Origin of the sequence: Acetobacter okinawensis JCM 25146, assembly GCF_000613865.1 — a bacterium.
GTDB classification, from domain to species: Bacteria; Pseudomonadota; Alphaproteobacteria; order Acetobacterales; family Acetobacteraceae; genus Acetobacter; species Acetobacter okinawensis.
In genome coordinates this window covers 33,709-51,134 of sequence record NZ_BAJU01000017.1, presented here as the reverse complement: position 1 = coordinate 51,134, position 17,426 = coordinate 33,709, and the positions used below count along the sequence as shown (strand labels likewise).

Here is a 17,426-nt window from a genome sequence, read left to right as displayed (position 1 = left end):
GTCGTTGGTAAACATAATGCGGCTGACACATCCAGCCTGAACAGATCAAACGAGATTAACTCCCACCTGGCATTGCCCATGCCACGGCGCTGCAACCACGCGTAGTCCTTGGCCACATCGAAGGCATCCATCACCATGACTTTCAGGTTGGCGTTGACACTTTCTGACCAGCAGCGCAGGCAATTATCAACCAGCATCTTGGCGGGCTTGATCTCTGGGCCAAAGGACACGACGCTGCCACCAGCGCCGCCCGACAGCATGATTAATGTCGCCCACGGTCGGAGCGGAGCAAGGTAGCGGATGCGCTGCGTCACCACCCTCAACTTTCTGCAAGGTGCCACCGAGCTTCGTGAATGTCTCCGTGGTTACCTCGGGACTGTTGGTGGTTGTTGTGTCCGGTCTTCGCCTCCCGTTCAGATCGAGGCTGTTGATAAGGGCAAGCGCCGCTTTATGGGGTGTGCCCTCATGTCAGTTGGTGCTCTGCTGGCCGTTGCCACCACGTCCGGCTGCTCTGTCACAACGACAAATGGCGTGACGACCATCACGCTGGATGTGGCAAAGGTGAAGGCTTACGGGCAGGCTGGCCTGAATGCGGCCGCCACCGTGAGCAGCTTCCTGTCTGCCTTCCCAGCGCTCGCGCCTTATGCCGCCGCCATCAGCGTTGCCGATACCGCCCTTTCCGGGGCGTTAACCGCACCCCCCTCAACGTCCGCCTAGACAATCTCCGTGTAGGCACTCAAGCTGAGAATATGGCTGACATGGCCCAGAAGGGTAGAGGCCACACAGCTTCCCGTTTCAAGGCAACAGAAATAGCTGCCATCGTGCGCCAGCTTAAAATGGGTATTTCTATCAACCAGCTTGCCCGTGCAACTGGGCGGTCACGCAAAGCCATACGCGCCCTATTAAGCCGTATAGCCCTCAGAGACTCACAGGAGTCCGCACAGGGCCTTCTAGGCTTCACTGGCTCTATCACAACCGCCTAACACCACGGGCCACTCTCGGGCAGTATCTGAGGGAATTAGCGTCATGCTCTTTCCTTTGGATGCTGCCCTTTTGTTCATGGTAGCCATATCATTATCGTGCGCCAGCGTTCGCCTGACAGACTCAGGCATACCAAGAGCAACCATATCCAGCACAGCACGATCATACAGGCTTCTATCTAATTGCCCCACATAGGTGTTGTCGCCCAGCGATTGAGAAACATGCCCAACAAGACGATCACGTATTAGGACTGTGCAGGCAGTGGCACCATTACCCGCAGCAGTTGCAAAATAAGTCATGAATGTGCCTCGGAGGTTGTGAAAGTTGTGCGGATCATCCTTGCCCAGAACCGCCTTCCGAAAATCACCAAATCGCTTTGCGAATGTCCATGACCGCTTGTTATCATCACCCCCCGGTGGCAACTCGGGAAATAGAGGTGCATCTGCATCAGACCCGGCATTGGCTACCCTCCGGGCAATGATAGGTTGCACAAGTGGGTGCAGGGGCACGATACGGAGGGCGTTACGTGCCTTGGCTACCTCTGAGGTAATCTTTACGGCCCAGAGACCCCCTTCCTTTTCAGGCGGGATAACTCTGCCCCTCGTAAGGCTGCATAACTCGTTCTGTCTTGCTCCGGTCATTAGCCCAAGGCGCAGCAGATCAAAAATGGCAGGGCCATACTTCCAGCGTTTGACCGCATCAGGATCAGCCTGCAAAAGCCGGAGTATGGCTTCCTCCTGATATGCAGAGGGTTTATCTTCTGTTTGCTCTTCACGTTCTGCCCGCTTTTTCAGCCCGGACGTTGCGCCGAGCCACGGATTAACGCCCGTCACATATCCTTTCCGTTCAGCCCAGCCCCAGAAGACCTTAAGCGGGCTTATACGGCTCTGAACGGTCTTTGCACGGAGGCCTTTCCTCTGAGCCAGCCATTCAGGAAAAGCACTGATAACACGCCTTGATAGGCTTTCTATCGCTATCGCTGGTTTTACGGTCACGCTCACTTGTCCGTATTGTGGTGCGGTGCGGCAATCCGTTCCTGTCTTCGGTATATACTTCCTCGGTCTGGTCTTCTCGGGTTGACGCCTTGGCAAGCTCTTTTCTGGCTTCAAGAGCCTCTGCAATAGTCTGCTCGTCTTCTGCCCACGGAAAGGCCCAGTCTGGTTGCCAGTCACCGTGCAGAGGGGGCAGGCCTATCTCCTGTAGTCTGACGTCTATTTCTTTGCGTATGTCTTCCAGCGCCTTGTAACGCCTGCCCATTGCTTCCTTGCGGTCGCTTGTGCCCAGCGTCTTAACGACCTCGGCCTTATGTCCGGTTTTTGTTCCGAACGCCTTACCTACGTCTGAACGACGAGCACGCGGCACATGGAAGCGGACACTCCACGTTTGTGAGCCAGCACGGCGGAAGATATTATACATGTCGTTCATATCCTCAGATATGTAACGCTGGACATGTAACGACACAATACAACACTGTAACTACAGGATTGTCTAAGTGGTTGTTTTTATAGGGAAAACAGCAGGTTGGCGGAGAGAGAGTCCGCTATGAATACAATATAATATATTGATAGTAATGGATTTTATTTACAATTTAAATTTTCATCCCACATAAAATACCCACCAAGAGCTTCTGAAGGAACGACACACAATATGCCTGCTAATGCCTTCTTTTAGATTATCACGATATGCCAACGTAGTTACCCAAGGGGTTATAGGTTTTTCCGGCCGAACAGCATGCGATTCGGGTTCGGGGGCTTATCGATGTGGCGGGTGAAATGTAGTCACAAAGTATCTGGGTTGCCCGAGACGGCCGCTTCCCAGCCCTGTCGACCGACAAGCGCGACGTCTCTAACAGGTTCCACGCCAATGACGGACCTTGCGCTGTTAAACTGCTCTCTTTTGAGAGGGTTACCCGCACCATCCTCTGGGAGAGTTCAATCTGGGAAATTTTTAGTAGAAGCAAAAATACAATTTTATTTTATGGACCTAAAGAACATCCGGGATTGGTTCGGGCACGACATCTCCATCGCCTTCTTTGTCGAACAGTGAAACATCTTGCCCAATACCAAGTGCACTGCATTTCTTCAGGAAGGCTTGCAACCCCGGATGAGGAATCCGCTTCAGTTTCCCAAAATTAGTATCTTCATTGAAATCCTTACCCTCGGACTCTTTGCGACCATAAGAGCTCTCATCAAGAGGTTGGCTGGCGGCAAGTTTCTGAGAACCTTTCTTGCTGACAATGCAGGGGGTTTCATAATTACCAAACCACCGTCCGCCCCCGTCCACCAATCGCCGGTCTCGTGCCTCAACGAGCTCAGTCATCGAAAAAACTTCAAGGTCAACGATGGTCGGCGTCATAGCAAGCTCATTTTCGGAATGAGGTTTGAGTTGGTATGCAATGACCAACATCGTATCTGTTTCCGGTACAACGTTTTTGACTGTGACCTTTTGAGTAAGCCGCGCTGACGGTTCTCTCTTGGTTGGAGGTCGCTTCATCTCAAGTTCGGGGTTGTCGATGTATAGGAGCTTCAACTCGGCGCGGAATCCAGAATCATGTTTGTAATCGGGATAGCCCTCACGGTCTCCCAGAATACCTTCATGCTTATGAAGGCCCACTTGGGGGATATCCGTCAGATGCGGAATAAGGGCGTCCATCAAAGACCCTACAATCGTACCAATCTGCGAAGGCTCGAAAGCCTTCATTGCAACCTTTGGGAGTGAAAGGCTCTGAAACTGTGTCCCTATTAGTGGAAGAACTTCTTCGCGCAGAGCTGCAATTTCCGGTGCAGACACCCCTTTTGACTCGCTCATTTGTCGCTAGCCTTAGGCACTGCAATGAGAGGCGGTAAAAGATCTTGAATGACCAAGCTAAGACTTGAGCACCATCGAGCGGCTTCAATTACATCGATACGGCGCTCACATGTTTCAACCTTTGAAACATACGATTGAGGTTTGTTGAGCAACTCTGCCAAGTCTCCTTGAGTATAGCCTCTGGCTTTGCGAGCGCGGCGAAGGCGCCCTATGAACTCAACATATTGAGGGTCATGGACTGTTTTCATTGCTACCCAACTAGCCGCTTGATTAGCATTTTGAATCACCCAAGAAAAAAACCCAAAATGGTATAAATAATAATCAGAGACGGTCGTCTTGACGTCGGTTAATAGGGCTAGTATGGTTAAGACGATGCGCTAAATTGCGTAATGGGTAGGACAATTATGGCGAAACGTCATACTAATCGGGTCTATGATCTTGAATCGATGTTTGTACGGCTAGAAGAGCTAGTTCTTGCAAATTCTGGTGAAAACGAATTCGAAGAGGTTTTTAAGCTCCTAATTGCAAAGCTCTGGGACGAGAAAAATACGAAAACACGCCGCTTCAAAGTGCGGGCTGACAATAATGAAACATATTCAGAGGTTCACGCGCTACTTCGGGAAGCAGAGCGGGCATGGCCAGGCATTCTTGAGCCTGGTGCCCGTCCAGGCCTTACCCCCGAACACTTGCAGGTGTGTGTTGAAGCGCTTTCCAATCATTCGATTTTGGATAGTACCTTTGAGGTTCTCGATAGTTTTTTCGAGTTCATGGTCTCGCGCGCAGCAAAGGGGACGAAAGGGCAATATTTTACCCCACGATACGTTGCGGAGCTGTGTGTACGAATGCTTGCCCCGCATTCGACTGAGACAGTTCTCGATCCTGCCTGTGGGTCGGGCGGGTTTTTAGTTCACGCCCTAAACCATGTGATCAAGCATGAGCAGCTAAAAGGCAAGCTCATTGCTAATTACTGCGAAACAAAACTTTGGGGATTTGATATAGATGACCGTGCTGTAAGGGTGGCTAAGGCTCTTATGGTCCTATCCGGGGACGGAAAGTCTAATATTATACGCGTAAACAGCCTTTTAAAGGAAGATGGCAACAGTTTACTTTCCACTCAGAGTAAAGATGTAAGTACTTTGACGGTGGAGGATGTCATGCGCACCCACCGGCGGCGCCATAAAGGCTTCGATATCATTCTTACAAACCCTCCTTTTGCAGGGGAGGTGCGGGAACGGCAAATGCTCGATTCGTATCAAGTCAGTCACGGGAAAATACGTATCGAGCGAGATATATTATTTCTGGAGAGATGCGTCGAGCTCCTGCGAACAGGAGGACGTATGGCAATAGTTCTCCCTCATAATAAATTTGCAGCGAAAGAGTTTGCAAAAGTGAGAAGCTGGCTCATCCAGCATTGTCGCATTTTGGCGGTAGTAGGTTTAGGGCGCCATACATTTCTTCCGCACACTCATCAGAAGGCAAGCATTCTTTTTGTTCAAAAGCGAGCAGAAAGACAGGCTGCGACCATAGACGAAAATATCTATTTTGCACTGAGTGAAAAAGATGGGAAGACCTCGAAGGGTAAGCTTTTGCTTAAGGAAAACAGAACCGAAGATGGTCCAATCTGGGATAGAGTCGACCACGATTTCGATGAAATCGTGACGGGATTTAGGACCTTCTGCAAACAAGAAAATATAAGGCTAGGATCTTAGATGGCACTTATCACGATCAAACCACGATTTGATATCGGCCCGATGTTCGTTTTGGCTCCTGAGCGATATGATCCTCGCCGAGATAGCCTAAAAAACGGAACTAACGTAAAGACCGTTGTCTTAGGAAATATTGCTTCCTCCGTTCGACAGACGATTAGTCCTCTACGCCGCGACATTGGCAAAAATCGGTATGTCGTCCTGGACACATCTGATGTGCGAGAAGGGATCGTCATTGGTAAGAAACAGCCTCTAGAGCTATCGGCTCTGGGGAGTGCAAAGAAAAGATTGCAGCCAAACGACGTTCTTATCTCTAGATTGCGGCCCTATCTTCGACAGGTGGCCTTTGTCGATAACGATCTAATCTCCGAAAATGGTGCAGATCTATTATGCTCGACTGAATTTTTTATTTTACGCCCTAAAACAGAGGAATCTATTGCCTTTCTAGTCCCGTTTTTGCTTTCCGCTCCAGTTCAAAAAGTTCTGTCTGCTTCACAAGAAGGTGGACATCATCCGCGCTTTGGCGAAGACGTATTACTAACTCTTCCGATCCCAGACCAACTTCTCGATACGAGAGTCGACACATCGAATGAAGTCATCCAAGGCGTTGCCGCTTATAGAAGGTCAGAGCGGACGCTCACACAACTTATTGAAGTTGCGGAATCAGCGATGAAGGTCACTAAGGTAATCATCTAAAATTGTCGCATGGGGTGAGCCGCGCCCCTGTCTTTGGACAAATTTGACGGATGGGTAGGTTATATTTCGGAGATCTGCTGACACGGAATGGCGACTGCTTCGGTGCGCTCGCAATCCGACAGTGGACATTCCGCCTCCCCCAAAAGTTGACAACATTCATCCATTTTTCGAACCGTCTTACTCGCTCTAGCAATTCGTTGTTTGAGATTGCTTGGTCGGCTCCAAAATGCGCCTGTCGGTGACAAGTTGGGCGCAGCGCAGCGACTGAAGCGGGGTGATCTGAGCCACCGTCACTCAGTTTGTGAACATGATGCGCTTCAAGATAAGGCTGCCCAGTGCCAGTCAAAAACGGAGCCGGGCTTCTGCAAGTTTCACACGTCCCTACGGCGCGGGTCAGAACGTAATCTCGCACTGCTTTACTACCAGCTCTCACATTGCCCAACGCAATACGCGGGCTCGCCGCAGCAGACACAACGGCGTGCCTCAAAGAGCGAGACTGGCTTCCTGAGCCTTTTCTCGCGCCTTGTAGTTCCCGTCCTGCATCTCGGCTCCGCGCTCTTTGAGTGCCCGCGCCGCCATTCCTGCACGCTCCTGGAGCCCAAGCTGCATTTTTGAGCGCTCATCCGTGTAGAGCACGCTCTCAGCCTTGGACCGTGAGAGGGCCACATAGAAGCTCTTCTGCTCCAAAAGATGCGTGGCCGAGCTCTCCGCATTGGCAAACACCCGATCCGCCGTTCGTCCTTGGGCCGCAAAAGCTGTGCACACATAAGCATGAGACAGATGCTGGTCTCGTGTGCGCTCCAAGCGGATCGTCTCAATCCGGTTGCCTTGGAGTTCGACGCGGGCAAGGCCTTGGTCTGCGTCGATTGCGAGCACGTCCCCAATCTGCCCATTCACGCGTCTCGCCGCTTTGTCATTCCGCGTAAACTGCACCCGATCGCCCACGCGGAGTTCTAAAGCTTCCTCGCGATAGACCTGAGCTTGTGCCGCGCCCCATTGCCTCGGATGCCAGGCGAGTTCTCGTCCGCGTTCATCTTGAAGCGTGACCACATTCCTGGCCTCATCCGCCTGAATGACCCGATAGGCGCCATGCCGAGAGATGCCTTTATCGGCGTAATCCTTGGCAAAGCGCACAATGTCGCCGAGCTCATAGCTCTCCGCCCGCTTGGCCTCCGCTTTTGTCAGATCTTTGGAGACAAACTTCGTCGCGTTGAGAGCCTCAGCTCCCAGCTGCCCGCGTTCAATGAGCTTTTTCCGAATATCCTGCGTCAGAGCATCTCGTCCTTCACGCGAGGGCTCAATGACCAACGTTTTCTGGCGTTCTTCGGTGCTGAGAGCGGCATAGTCCTCAGCAATCTGCGCAAAGCGGGCTTCACGACCAGCAATCTCCACCACACGCCCGCCGCCACGATCCAAAGCTTCTAATGCCTTCTTGGCGTTCCCCTCCAAACTGGCCTCAACCGCCGCTTTTGTATGTTCATTGGTCTGACGCAAGATCGTCGTCAGCTTGGCCGTCTCCATGCCGGCCTCTTGGAGCTGTTCAAACGCCGCCCCAGCCTCAATGGAGCCAAGCTGTTTGATATCGCCCACCAAAAGCACCCGCGCCCGATGGCTCTGGGCGGTGTTCAAGAGCTTCGCCATGTCTTTGGCAGACACAAGCGACGCCTCATCGACAATCCAGAGCTGAGGCTGGGAGGTCGGTCGTCCGGGGGCCAGAAGATGTCGCGCCAACGTATCGGCTCGACTGTCGAGCGCATCCCCCAGCCCCTGCGCGGCTGAGGCGGTCGGAGCCAGGGCTGTGACGCGATAGCCTTGCGCTTCCGCGCTTTTCGCAACAGTCGCCAAGACCGTCGATGTCTTAGCGGTACCCGCGTAGCCTTGGAGTCCAACGATCTGATTGGTGCTTTTGAGGATTTGAGCAGTCGCGGCACGCTGTTCCTCATTCCACGCATGTCCTTTTAGGGCTGAGCGTTGCTCAGCCTGAGCCACGGCTTTACCCGCCTCAAGGGGGGAGAGTATGGGTGCGGCTTTGTGGCGTCCTTCTTCTTCCAGCCGCAAGAGCGTCATCTCGTGCGCGATATTGGTTGCGGTCGTCATGCCGTCAAAGGCGGCACCCCGATAATCAAGATAGGTCCGCCTTTCCAGGCCGCCAGCCGTCTCAGCCCGTGTGATCGCGTCGGCAATCTCGGTCTGACTGACCGTGCCGAGCCCAAAACGTCCTGCCGCCTCATGCAGCGCTGTCGTGGCAAAGACAGAATTACGCTCGCCCAGCATCGCCGCCCCTTGAGCAACAGCCTGATCCGCCAACAACTCCCGACCAAACGCGTTGGAACTCTCTTGACCGGCTTGCGCCGCCAGGCGCCCCTGAGCTTCTGCCACAAGCTGACGGCGCTTTTCCTCTGTCAGTCCGGCTGAATCTGCGGCTTCTCTCCAAGCCTGCACGAGTTCAGCCTGGGGCACGGCCTCTTTGGCTTGGCGAGTATCCAGCGCGATCGTCTGTTTTTCGGCAGCACTCGCCTGAGCACGGGACTTCCCACGCTCCGCCAGTTGCGCCTCGATTGCCTGCGCTCTTTGGCTAAATGCCTCCAAGCTCTCAGGAGAGAGACCGGCAATCTCAAAGCTCGAATCTTTGCCTTTGCTGATCTCGTAGCCTAGCTGTGTCACCTCATGCGCTAACTCTTGCCGATAAAGCGCCCCCAGCTGCTTTTGGAGTTGATACAGAGCGCGGGGTTCCAAACTTCGCCAATGGCCGTCTTGATCCTGCGTCATGTTCAAAATGACGTTGTGGCTGTGGAGCTGCGGATCAAGTGCGCGGCTCGTCCCGTGCCGGAAGCTTGCAATCACAAGGTTCTGTGTCACCTCACGGCGCACCGCCCCATCTTCTCGGATGCGGGTTGCCGCCAAATGCTGCTCGGCAAGGGCAAGGGTGCGCTGGACGGCGGCCTCATGGGCTTCGATCAGACGACGATCGCCTGCTACTTCCGCCATGACCGATACAGACTTTGGCGCACTGAAGGTGAGATCCCAGCCAGGACGATGGCTCCATTCTCCATCGCGCTGCGTGCCCAAGCGCTGATCCTCGGCAATCTGTCCGTGTAGGAGGCATGTAAACGCCTCCTGATCGACGTCTCCAGAAAGGCCCAGCTCAGCCGCACCTTTTCCCAGCCAGACAGACGGCGCATGACCATCCTCAGAATAATAGTCTTCAGCCTCATAATAGGCACTGGCTTGCGCCGCATTGGTCAGTCCGGAAACGGTCGCCACCATCAGACAGGCCCCCGATCACGCGCGGGCTTGGGTGGAATGGCTGATGTCGGTTTTTGCGCCGTCTTGGATGGCGTTTTCTCAAGGGCGGCTTCATCACGCACAGCATTCTGTCTGTCTTGTTTGCCCCAGAATGTTTTGGCGGGGTCGATCGCTTCAAAAGCTGCGGCTTTTGGAGCGCCACGGGCCGCAATGTGGTCTGTGCTGAGCGTGATCTGCGCCACCGGAAAACCATCCGGGAGGAGCAGATAACCGCGTCCTGGAGGGAGGCGGAACAGGCTCTCCATCACAGCAGGCCGGACTTCCCGCCGAGAGCTCACGGTGATTTGGGGTTTGCGGGTCTTGGTATCCATCACGCCCGAGACAGTTTGGATCTCCACCTCGACCTTGCCGATCGTGCCAGAGGCGCGCTCGCGGCTTTCCGTATCTGAAAGCTGAAGAAACAGCTTTGTGTTGCAGTTGCCTAGAATGGCCTGGGCATCTTGCTCACCGTAGCGGCTGCGCATCTGGCCGATGGTCTGAAAAGTCAGGATGACCGCTGCCCCGAACTGTCGGCCTTGCGGCAAGAGGCGCGTCATATTGTCAACGCGAGGAAGATCAGGGAATTCGTCGAGCACAAACCACAGGCGCCGCGTGTTTGAGGGTGGTAACGCTAGAGTGGCGGAGGCCGCGCATTCGAGCCAAAGCGCCATGAGCGGTTTGACGGCTTCAAAGTAGTCTTCCTTGCGCGGCACAAAGACCCATGGGGCGCGTGTTCCGTTTTTGTGCTGATCCAAGATTTTGAAGAAGGCAGCAAAAGAGAAGCTCTTCGCGCCCGGTTCCGGCTCGGCCCGCAGGAACATCAGCAGATTGACGGCCTTGGCGAGCATGAAGAGCACGCTGGCTGTGGCGCGTTCAGCATCCTGGGCAAAGGTCCGCGCTGAGGAGGTATGGGCCAGCCATCGGCCCAGTTCTTCGCTCGTCATATATTGGAGCGCTTCAATCAGCGCGGTCGGTGTCCCACGCTTTTCCTCCCAAAGCTGGCGCAAGATATTGGCGACCAGGATGCGCGCCGTCTCCAACCAGACATCACGATCTCGGTCTCCGGTCTCGTTGATCAGATAGCGCGCAAGACGCGCTGCATCTGCCGGATGCTGGATCTCGTCGAAGAGATTCCAATAAGCTCCGCGGGCATCAAAGGGGCTGAGAATGATGTCGCCCCGCACGGGGTTATAATACTGAGCAACGAAACTGCCGGAGATGTCATAGATAATCGCAGGCTCGCCACGGGCTTCGATGCCGTCGAGCATCTGACGCATGGCTGTGGTTTTGCCGGACCCCGTCGAGCCATCCAGCTCAAAATGGCGGGTTTCAAAACCGCGCGGAATCGGCACTGATCCGATGAAGAGTGGCGCAGGGTCATCAGGGTTGGCCGTGGCCTTGGCGAGCGTTTGGGCTGAGACCAGTTGCGTTCCGCTGATATAGCGGTCTGCCAGCTCAGCAGCGGCTTTGCGCTGTCGTTTGTCTTTGGTGAGCCAAAGACCCGCAATTGCGGCACCGCAACCCAGGATCAGGCCGATTGCGACGCGCTCAAAAAGGCCAACCATGCGCCCCCGGAGCCAAGGCTCGCTCAGAACCTCCTGCGCGCCGGTGTCGTAGGTTTTGCCTTCAATACTTACGTGCATGGGCACGTCTTTGCCCGTCATCGCCATGACGGGGCGTTGCGCCTCTGCGTAGAGAAAAGGACCTGCCAGGCGCAGCGTCTCCTGTGGTGTCGTGGCAAGACCTGCCAGCAGGCCAGTCACGAGGGCCGCGAAGAGGACGATGAGTAGAGCCTGACGCGCACGGGCGCCGCTCTCGGAGCGTCGAAGGGCGCGCAAAGCTTGGGCATGAGCGCGTTGGTCGAGATCATTGCTCATGAGGCGTCTCCGGCATGAGAAAGCTGGCGCTGAAAGGCGGCCGTGATGTCATCACTGAGTTGGGTGTCATCGACACGGGCTGGTGCTGCGGCGCGGGCATAGACATAGGCTGCACACGCGACATAGAGCGTGCGTTCTGTCAGGCGCTCGACATGGGTGACGCGGGCGCTGAGGGCTCCCAGCTCCCACGCGATCTCGTTAAGGAGCGGGGTATGGTCGCGCTCGTCGATAACGCTCGCGAGTCCAGTGCGCACGCAGAGCTGTAGGAGCGCATAAGGGGTCAGCTCGCGAGCCGCCGCATGCTTGCGCAGAGCCTGATCGAGCGCCCTTGGCAGGCGCAAGGTGTGCTGCACGGTGCTCATGGCTGCACCTGCCCGTGTAGGCCATCCGCACTCTCGAAAAATCTAGGCGCGCCAAGGTGTCGAACAGAACTGCCGAATGTGTAGGCGGATCGCACGCGCTGAAAAGCGCAGCCCCAAGCCGCAGGCCAGTGCGTGGGGTGTGTTCTTCTTTCTGTGGCCCGAGACAAAGTCTCGGGTCGGTCGAACGGGAGAGAGACAGGCCGTCGTTTAGACATGCTGACCTCCCTTGGATGAGAAGGTCGAACGGCGGCGCTTCTGCGTTTTGAGCGGCGCAAACCGTGTCTCTAATGAGTCTAGATGAAACACTGAGGCCGTATCGTCAAGAAGCGTGTCGAGATCGACTGTTGGGCCTGGCGGATGGCGAGGCTCAGGGGCAGGCTCGCGCTCTTGATACTCCGCGACCCAATCGACGATCGTGCTTTCGATGGCCTGCTGGATCTGTTGGTCCAGGTCGTACGCGTCTTCTGGCGGTAGGCGAACATCGAAGCCGGGTGTCTCAATAATTGCCCCTGTTGGACGGTAGGCTTTGCCGTGCTCCAGCAACGGGCCAGAGATGACACAGGTCGATGTGGAGCCATGATAATAGGCCAGCGGGGGCACGTCATAGCGAAACCAATGCGATGTGGCGCAACGGTAGCTCTCGCCGATTTTGTCATCAGTGATGAGCTTCTCGATGATGGGGCCAACCCCCCGTAGAATACGGGCTGGCGCTGTGACCGAGAGGGTCAGGTCAGAGGCAGGCGATAGCCAGGACTGAAGGCGTGCAAAAGCACTCAGGAACACGGGCATGCGAGATCCTTTTCACGTTCGAGGACGCAAATTCGTGGAAGGGTGAGAATGTTCGGGAGGTCTGAGGCGGCGCGGCGCTTAACGACGCAAGCGCTGCCTCAGACCGTTAACGGTAGGATTGGGTCGGGAGGCTATTGAGCCAGTGCTCAATGTCGCCAGAGCGCCATCGGACGCGGCCTCCGCCGACCATGATCGGTAGCGGGATCTGGGAGCGCTTCATCAGGCGATAAATGCTCGATCGGCTGCGATAGCCTGTCATGCGGAGCACATCGTCGATCGTCAGGAGAAGAGTGTTTGGCGTCAAACTGTCCATGTGTGTGCAATCCCATTTCAAGTTGCACCACCACGTTGGACGCTTTGAAACTAAACGATAATATCGATGACGAATTATGATGAAAGATGATTGTTTTTGAAAAAATTGAGCTTCTTAAGAATCTGATCTTTTGTGGGACAGCGTGGAAAAATAGGGTCGGATATCTTTGGTGCCTCTTTTTCCGAGAAGCAAATTCGTCAGAGTTGTGCGACCAAAACCGCGAATTTTACGGGTCTTCATTTGAAGCTTGTCTCTGATCTCATCCTCGATATGTTCCTTTATTTTTTCGAGTGCGCCTCTGGCGCTTCCGCGCTTTAACTCGCGCCTCGCAACTGTGAGCGCCGTTTTGTAAATTGTCGACTTATAAGGCGGTATCTCGTCCAGAAGGAACGCATCTAGACACGTTTCGAACAATGATTCATCGCCTTGGCAGAGCCAATCATAGTCGAGATTTTTATTGTGATTAGGCTCCTCACGAGAAATGAGGGGCTGGCCGTCGTTGTGGCTTGGATCACTGCTATCGTGGGGGAGTTCTGCTACGTGGTCTTTAGTAGGCAACTGTCGTGAGGTCTCTGAGTCACCACCTTCATCATTCCTGATTATTTCGGGTTGACTGAGTTCAGGGTGCCTTAAAACGTATACTGGTCTGTCAAACCCCGCACCAAAACGAGAGACCGAAACATATGACCAAAGTTTCTTGCGCTGCGAAGCAAGCAGGGGAGAATATCGATTACGATAAAAATCAGGCGAAATCCTTTTATCGAGACAGATATTGTTTTTTGAGATTTTGGTATCGAGTGCAACTGCTCCTGGTAGCGCGCGATAGAAACTTTCCAGACGACCATTGAGTAAATCGTCAAAAATCTCAGAGAGGTAATTTTCTAGGGGATCAGCTGGCGTGAATTTATTCTCGTTTGTGCCCCGGTTTTGATTGAAATGGATGAATGGTACTATTCCGATCGCGGCTAAAATACTCGCAGGGAATAATAAAATACTAACTACATGGTAAATTTGATTCTGAGTGTTTATTGTTAAAAAAACACCAAACATAGAAATGACAAAAATAATTATGCATATAACAAAAAATATAGACGATAAATTATTTAACCTCCTAGCCCTGCGGAAAATATGTTTTATGTCGTTCTCAATATCGTTGTTGTTTTTTTGACTTTTATCGACAATGTATTGATTGAGTGTTACCGCTTCCAATTCGTGTATATTTGTGAGCGTATTAGACACAGTACTGCCCCCAAGCATTCATCATCACTCGCCGTTTATCGAGTAAGTTTCCTCGGCGATAAGCGGCCTCAACTTTATTTCCGATCGCATGGGCCAGGGCCATTTCAGCGATATCACCATCAAAGGTGGTTTCTTCTGCCACCCAGTCGCGGAAAGACGATCGGAAACCATGTGGGACGGCTTCGATTTTGGCGTCTCGACAGATTTTAGTCAGCGTCATGTCCGACAGCGGCTTCGCTCCTCGCTGTCCTGGAAAGACCAGAGGGCTCCGCGCCTCTCTATAGGCCGCAGCTTTCCGCAATAGCGCGAGTGCTGGTGGAGAGAGAGGAATGACATGCTCCCGGCCGGCCTTCATACGCTCAGCCGGGATCGTCCAGAGGGCATTCTCGAAGTCAATTTCATCCCACGTTGCGCCCCGGACCTCGCCCGAGCGTGTCGCCGTGAGGATCAAGATCGACAGCGCTAAGCGACCGATCGAATCACCGTCTTGAAGGTAAGACAGAAATTGCGGAACCTCCGCATAGGGAAGTGCCGCATGATGAACGGGCTTGGCTCTAATTCTGGGAAGAGATTTATCCATTGCTGCAAGCGGCAATGGGAGAGTTCGGTAGCCTTTGCCAATAGCCCAATCCACGACGCTGCCAATGCGTTGGCGGACCCGGCGCGCTGTTTCGGGCTTCTCTAACCAGATGGGGGCGACAACATCGCGCGCATGATGGCCGTCGAGCTCCGAGATGGAGAGGTCACCGATGATAGGGAAGGCGTAGCGCTCCAGCGTGGACAACCACTGAGCGCGGTGCTTCTGATTTTTCCAGCTCGCTTTGTTCTCAGCAAAGACCAGAGAAACGGCCTCGCGGAATGTGGGGATGCCTGCCTCTTTGCGGCGCTCTGAGACGGGGTCAATTCCGACCTCGACCTGCATGCGTGTTTTGACGGCGCGCTCCCGAGCAAGAGCCAAAGGCACCTTCTTGACGCTGCCTAAGCCGATATCCCGTCGCTTGCCGTTTTTCTGAACCCTGCAAACCCAGGATTTGCTGCCTGACTGCGTCACGACGAGATAGAGCCCATCGCCATCTCCGTAGCGTCCAGGCTCTTTGGTGGCTTTTACAGAGGTCGCTGATAATCGGCCCATCTATTCCCACACTCCATACCACGCGTGATGTGGGATACAGTGCAATTTGATGACTCGGGATGCAACACGAAATGAGAGGATATCCCCAGAAATCCGCCATTTGTGATACAGCTTAAAACTGTATTGTAAGGGTGATTGGCGGAGAGAGAGGGATTCGAACCCTCGGTACGCTATTAACGTACACACGCTTTCCAAGCGTGCGCCTTAAGCCGCTCGGCCATCTCTCCAGCGCGAGGACGGTAATAGCAAGATTATCAGAACAGGCAAGAGGGAAAGAAACACTTGTCTGTTTTTTTTCTCCTAAGCCCGGCCTGCCGTACGCGCATTACGCACAAAACTGGCAATTAAGGCGGGGTCTTTAATACCCGGTGCACTTTCCACACCAGATGAAACATCGACCGCAGGCACCCCTGTGCGCCGGACTGCCTCGGCCACGTTATCTACGTTCAGCCCTCCGGCGAGCATCCAAGGGAAGGCAGGCTTCCACCCCTCCAGCATAGACCAGTCCAGCTTTTGGGCATTCCCCCCCGGACGGGTCGCATTTTTAGGTGGTCTGGGCTCTATAAGCATCCGTTGAACAGGACAGGATTGAGGCAGGTCCTCCTTCTCCGCAACCGGGAAAGAAAGCCAGACCGGCAGGCCAAACACATCCGCCACCTGCCTGGCGCGCTCATCCGATGCATAAATCTGCATCACATCAAGCGGTGTGTGCTCCAGCACCCGTGCAATATCCTCATCCGTCGGATGAACAAACAGCCCCACGGTTCTAGCCTGCCCGCGCTCTCTCTGCGCAAGGCGTGCCGCGTTTTGTGGTGTTACAAACCGGGGGGAGCGCTCGAAAAAAACAAAGCCTATCCAATCCGCTCCATTTTCCACACAGGCATCAAAACCCGCCTCTTCTGTCAGACCGCAGATTTTAACACCTGTGTGACAATGCCCGGACATGGTGCCTCAGCCTTCCAGTTCCGCCACTATGGCAGCAGCAGCTGCTGCCGGGTCGGCAGCCTGTGTTATGGGCCGGCCAACCACCACCCAGTCCGCGCCCGCGTCACGCGCCTGAGCCGGGGTCATGACACGATTCTGATCCCCTTTGGCAGCGCCAGCCGGGCGAATACCCGGCGTGACAATAACCGGCTTGCTCCCCAGATCATCGCGCAGCACATCCAGTTCATGCGCGGAGCAGACCAACCCGTCCATGCCGGACTCAACTGCAAGCCGCGCCAGACGGCGCACCTGCGCACGCGCGCCATCTGGCACGCCTGTTTCCGCCAGCCCCTGATCATCCAGACTGGTCAGAACCGTAACACCGAGCAGGAGAGGACGCTGACCTTGTGGAAAAGCCTCGTCACACGCAATGCGGGCCGCTTCCATCATGCGCGGCCACCAGAGGCATGGAGGGTCAGCATCCGTGGGCGCAGGTGTGACAACGCACGCACCGCTGCCCCGACCGTGTTGGGGATATCATGCAGTTTCAGGTCCAGAAACAGCGGGCTATCACCGGCAACATCCGCCACGGCCTGAAACCCGGCAGCATAAGTAAATTCAAGCCCCAGCTTGATAATCCCGGACACAGGAGCAACATCCTGACCCACGCGCGCGCCTGAGCGGGGTCCTGCGTATCCAACGAGACAATAAGGCCGGTGCGCCGGGTTGTATTAGACATTTGAGTGTTCTTCGCTCCCTGCAAGATGGGGTTGTGATGTCACGACGGGTGGCACATCGGCGGCAGGCACAACGGGCGGCGCACGATTGGCGAGAATAGCCCGCATCTGCGCCAGTTGCGCCTCCAGGTCCCGGACCTGCTGTTCGGCCCTGCGCGCCCTGCGCCCCTGCCGGAACTCAACGACCCAGAGACAGAAAGCCCCGAGCAGAAAAGACAAAGCCCCCACGCTCAGGGCCAGCACTCCCAGCGAGCACTTCCAGCTATATGTGAGCATCCACATATCCAGCGGGTCCTGATTACTGGCACTGAACACAACAAGTGCAAGCAGGAATGGAACAACGATTATGAGCCTGATCATGGTAATGTGGTAGCCCTATCCTACGTAAAGAACAAGAATGCGGACAAACCCGCCGCATTGCCTCTTGACGCGACCCTACCACGCTCTTCTGGTTGCGTGTGACCTAAACACATTAGGCATTGACCTGCCTTAACACGCACCTACCCCCCTTTACGCATGCACTGTTCTGCGTTTTGCTGGCACAGATACATTATCCCGCAGATGGAGAAGAACAGAC

General features: G+C 54.5%; 18 protein-coding genes, 1 tRNA gene and 1 pseudogene. 3 read left to right on the top strand and 17 right to left on the bottom strand.

What is annotated here, in order from left to right:
• The coding region (locus tag JCM25146_RS08710) for a DUF3164 family protein (RefSeq protein WP_148299012.1) at positions 1-314 on the bottom strand (314 nt) is incomplete at its 3' end.
• A 151-nt stretch (positions 315-465) separates the two neighbouring features.
• Here JCM25146_RS08710 and JCM25146_RS21995 point away from each other — a divergent pair.
• A complete protein-coding gene (locus tag JCM25146_RS21995) occupies positions 466-717 on the top strand; it encodes a hypothetical protein (protein ID WP_148299011.1) in 252 nt (83 codons plus the stop codon).
• A 233-nt stretch (positions 718-950) separates the two neighbouring features.
• On the opposite strand, the gene JCM25146_RS22895 is transcribed toward JCM25146_RS21995, so the two are convergent.
• The 4 genes from JCM25146_RS22895 to JCM25146_RS21360 all read right to left on the bottom strand — a co-directional run bounded on the left by JCM25146_RS22895 (position 951) and on the right by JCM25146_RS21360 (position 4,037).
• Complete coding sequence (locus JCM25146_RS22895; protein ID WP_199897721.1) at positions 951-1,976, bottom strand: site-specific integrase; 1,026 nt, start codon at positions 1,974-1,976, stop codon at positions 951-953.
• Positions 1,912-2,406: a hypothetical protein gene (locus JCM25146_RS22890; protein WP_025827339.1), complete on the bottom strand. Its 495-nt coding sequence runs from the start codon at positions 2,404-2,406 to the stop codon at positions 1,912-1,914. The genes JCM25146_RS22895 and JCM25146_RS22890 overlap by 65 nt, the downstream gene beginning before the upstream one ends.
• A 558-nt stretch (positions 2,407-2,964) precedes the next feature.
• The gene (locus JCM25146_RS08690; RefSeq protein WP_025827337.1) at positions 2,965-3,789 is read right to left on the bottom strand and encodes a hypothetical protein; all 825 of its coding nucleotides are present in this window, start codon (positions 3,787-3,789) and stop codon (positions 2,965-2,967) included.
• Positions 3,786-4,037 (bottom strand): helix-turn-helix domain-containing protein, encoded by a 252-nt coding sequence (locus JCM25146_RS21360; protein ID WP_081774798.1) that lies wholly within the window; start codon positions 4,035-4,037, stop codon positions 3,786-3,788. Before JCM25146_RS21360 ends, JCM25146_RS08690 begins: the two co-directional genes overlap by 4 nt.
• A 156-nt stretch (positions 4,038-4,193) precedes the next feature.
• Here JCM25146_RS21360 and JCM25146_RS08685 point away from each other — a divergent pair, with 156 nt between their 5' ends.
• Together JCM25146_RS08685 and JCM25146_RS08680 are read left to right on the top strand one after the other, a co-directional pair.
• Positions 4,194-5,498 (top strand): HsdM family class I SAM-dependent methyltransferase, encoded by a 1,305-nt coding sequence (locus JCM25146_RS08685; protein WP_159101974.1) that lies wholly within the window; start codon positions 4,194-4,196, stop codon positions 5,496-5,498.
• Positions 5,499-6,191 (top strand): restriction endonuclease subunit S domain-containing protein, encoded by a 693-nt coding sequence (locus JCM25146_RS08680; protein ID WP_025827333.1) that lies wholly within the window; start codon positions 5,499-5,501, stop codon positions 6,189-6,191. It begins immediately after the preceding gene.
• Here JCM25146_RS08680 and JCM25146_RS24885 read toward each other — a convergent pair.
• From JCM25146_RS24885 to JCM25146_RS08630, 12 genes and pseudogenes are all read right to left on the bottom strand, one after another.
• The gene (locus tag JCM25146_RS24885) at positions 6,184-6,603 is read right to left on the bottom strand and encodes an HNH endonuclease (protein ID WP_369347404.1); all 420 of its coding nucleotides are present in this window, start codon (positions 6,601-6,603) and stop codon (positions 6,184-6,186) included. The genes JCM25146_RS08680 and JCM25146_RS24885 overlap by 8 nt on opposite strands.
• 71 nt (positions 6,604-6,674) lie before the next feature.
• A complete protein-coding gene (gene mobF / locus JCM25146_RS08675; RefSeq protein ID WP_025827331.1) occupies positions 6,675-9,458 on the bottom strand; it encodes a MobF family relaxase in 2,784 nt (927 codons plus the stop codon).
• Complete coding sequence (locus tag JCM25146_RS08670) at positions 9,458-11,353, bottom strand: type IV secretion system DNA-binding domain-containing protein (protein WP_025827329.1); 1,896 nt, start codon at positions 11,351-11,353, stop codon at positions 9,458-9,460. Before JCM25146_RS08670 ends, mobF begins: the two co-directional genes overlap by 1 nt.
• Complete coding sequence (locus tag JCM25146_RS18360) at positions 11,350-11,715, bottom strand: hypothetical protein (RefSeq protein ID WP_242401021.1); 366 nt, start codon at positions 11,713-11,715, stop codon at positions 11,350-11,352. The genes JCM25146_RS08670 and JCM25146_RS18360 overlap by 4 nt, the downstream gene beginning before the upstream one ends.
• 207 nt (positions 11,716-11,922) lie before the next feature.
• The gene (locus tag JCM25146_RS18355) at positions 11,923-12,504 is read right to left on the bottom strand and encodes a hypothetical protein (RefSeq protein ID WP_025827327.1); all 582 of its coding nucleotides are present in this window, start codon (positions 12,502-12,504) and stop codon (positions 11,923-11,925) included.
• Between the two features lie 106 nt (positions 12,505-12,610).
• Entirely contained in the window at positions 12,611-12,817 is a 207-nt protein-coding gene (locus JCM25146_RS21350) for a helix-turn-helix transcriptional regulator (protein ID WP_081774795.1), read from the bottom strand.
• A gap of 114 nt (positions 12,818-12,931) precedes the next feature.
• Complete coding sequence (locus JCM25146_RS08655) at positions 12,932-14,056, bottom strand: hypothetical protein (protein ID WP_025827325.1); 1,125 nt, start codon at positions 14,054-14,056, stop codon at positions 12,932-12,934.
• Positions 14,049-15,188 (bottom strand): tyrosine-type recombinase/integrase, encoded by a 1,140-nt coding sequence (locus tag JCM25146_RS08650; protein WP_025827323.1) that lies wholly within the window; start codon positions 15,186-15,188, stop codon positions 14,049-14,051. The genes JCM25146_RS08655 and JCM25146_RS08650 overlap by 8 nt, the downstream gene beginning before the upstream one ends.
• Positions 15,189-15,324: 136 nt before the next feature.
• Positions 15,325-15,415 (bottom strand) — tRNA-Ser (locus JCM25146_RS08645).
• Positions 15,416-15,488: 73 nt separating this feature from the next.
• Positions 15,489-16,133, bottom strand: coding sequence for a phosphoribosylanthranilate isomerase (locus tag JCM25146_RS08640; RefSeq protein ID WP_025827321.1), 645 nt, complete (start codon positions 16,131-16,133; stop codon positions 15,489-15,491).
• Between the two features lie 6 nt (positions 16,134-16,139).
• A pseudogene (gene pyrF / locus JCM25146_RS18350) lies at positions 16,140-16,851 on the bottom strand (orotidine-5'-phosphate decarboxylase).
• The gene (locus tag JCM25146_RS08630) at positions 16,844-17,209 is read right to left on the bottom strand and encodes a lipopolysaccharide assembly protein LapA domain-containing protein (protein WP_025827319.1); all 366 of its coding nucleotides are present in this window, start codon (positions 17,207-17,209) and stop codon (positions 16,844-16,846) included. Before JCM25146_RS08630 ends, pyrF begins: the two are co-directional and overlap by 8 nt.
• Between the last annotated feature and the right edge of the window lie 217 nt (positions 17,210-17,426).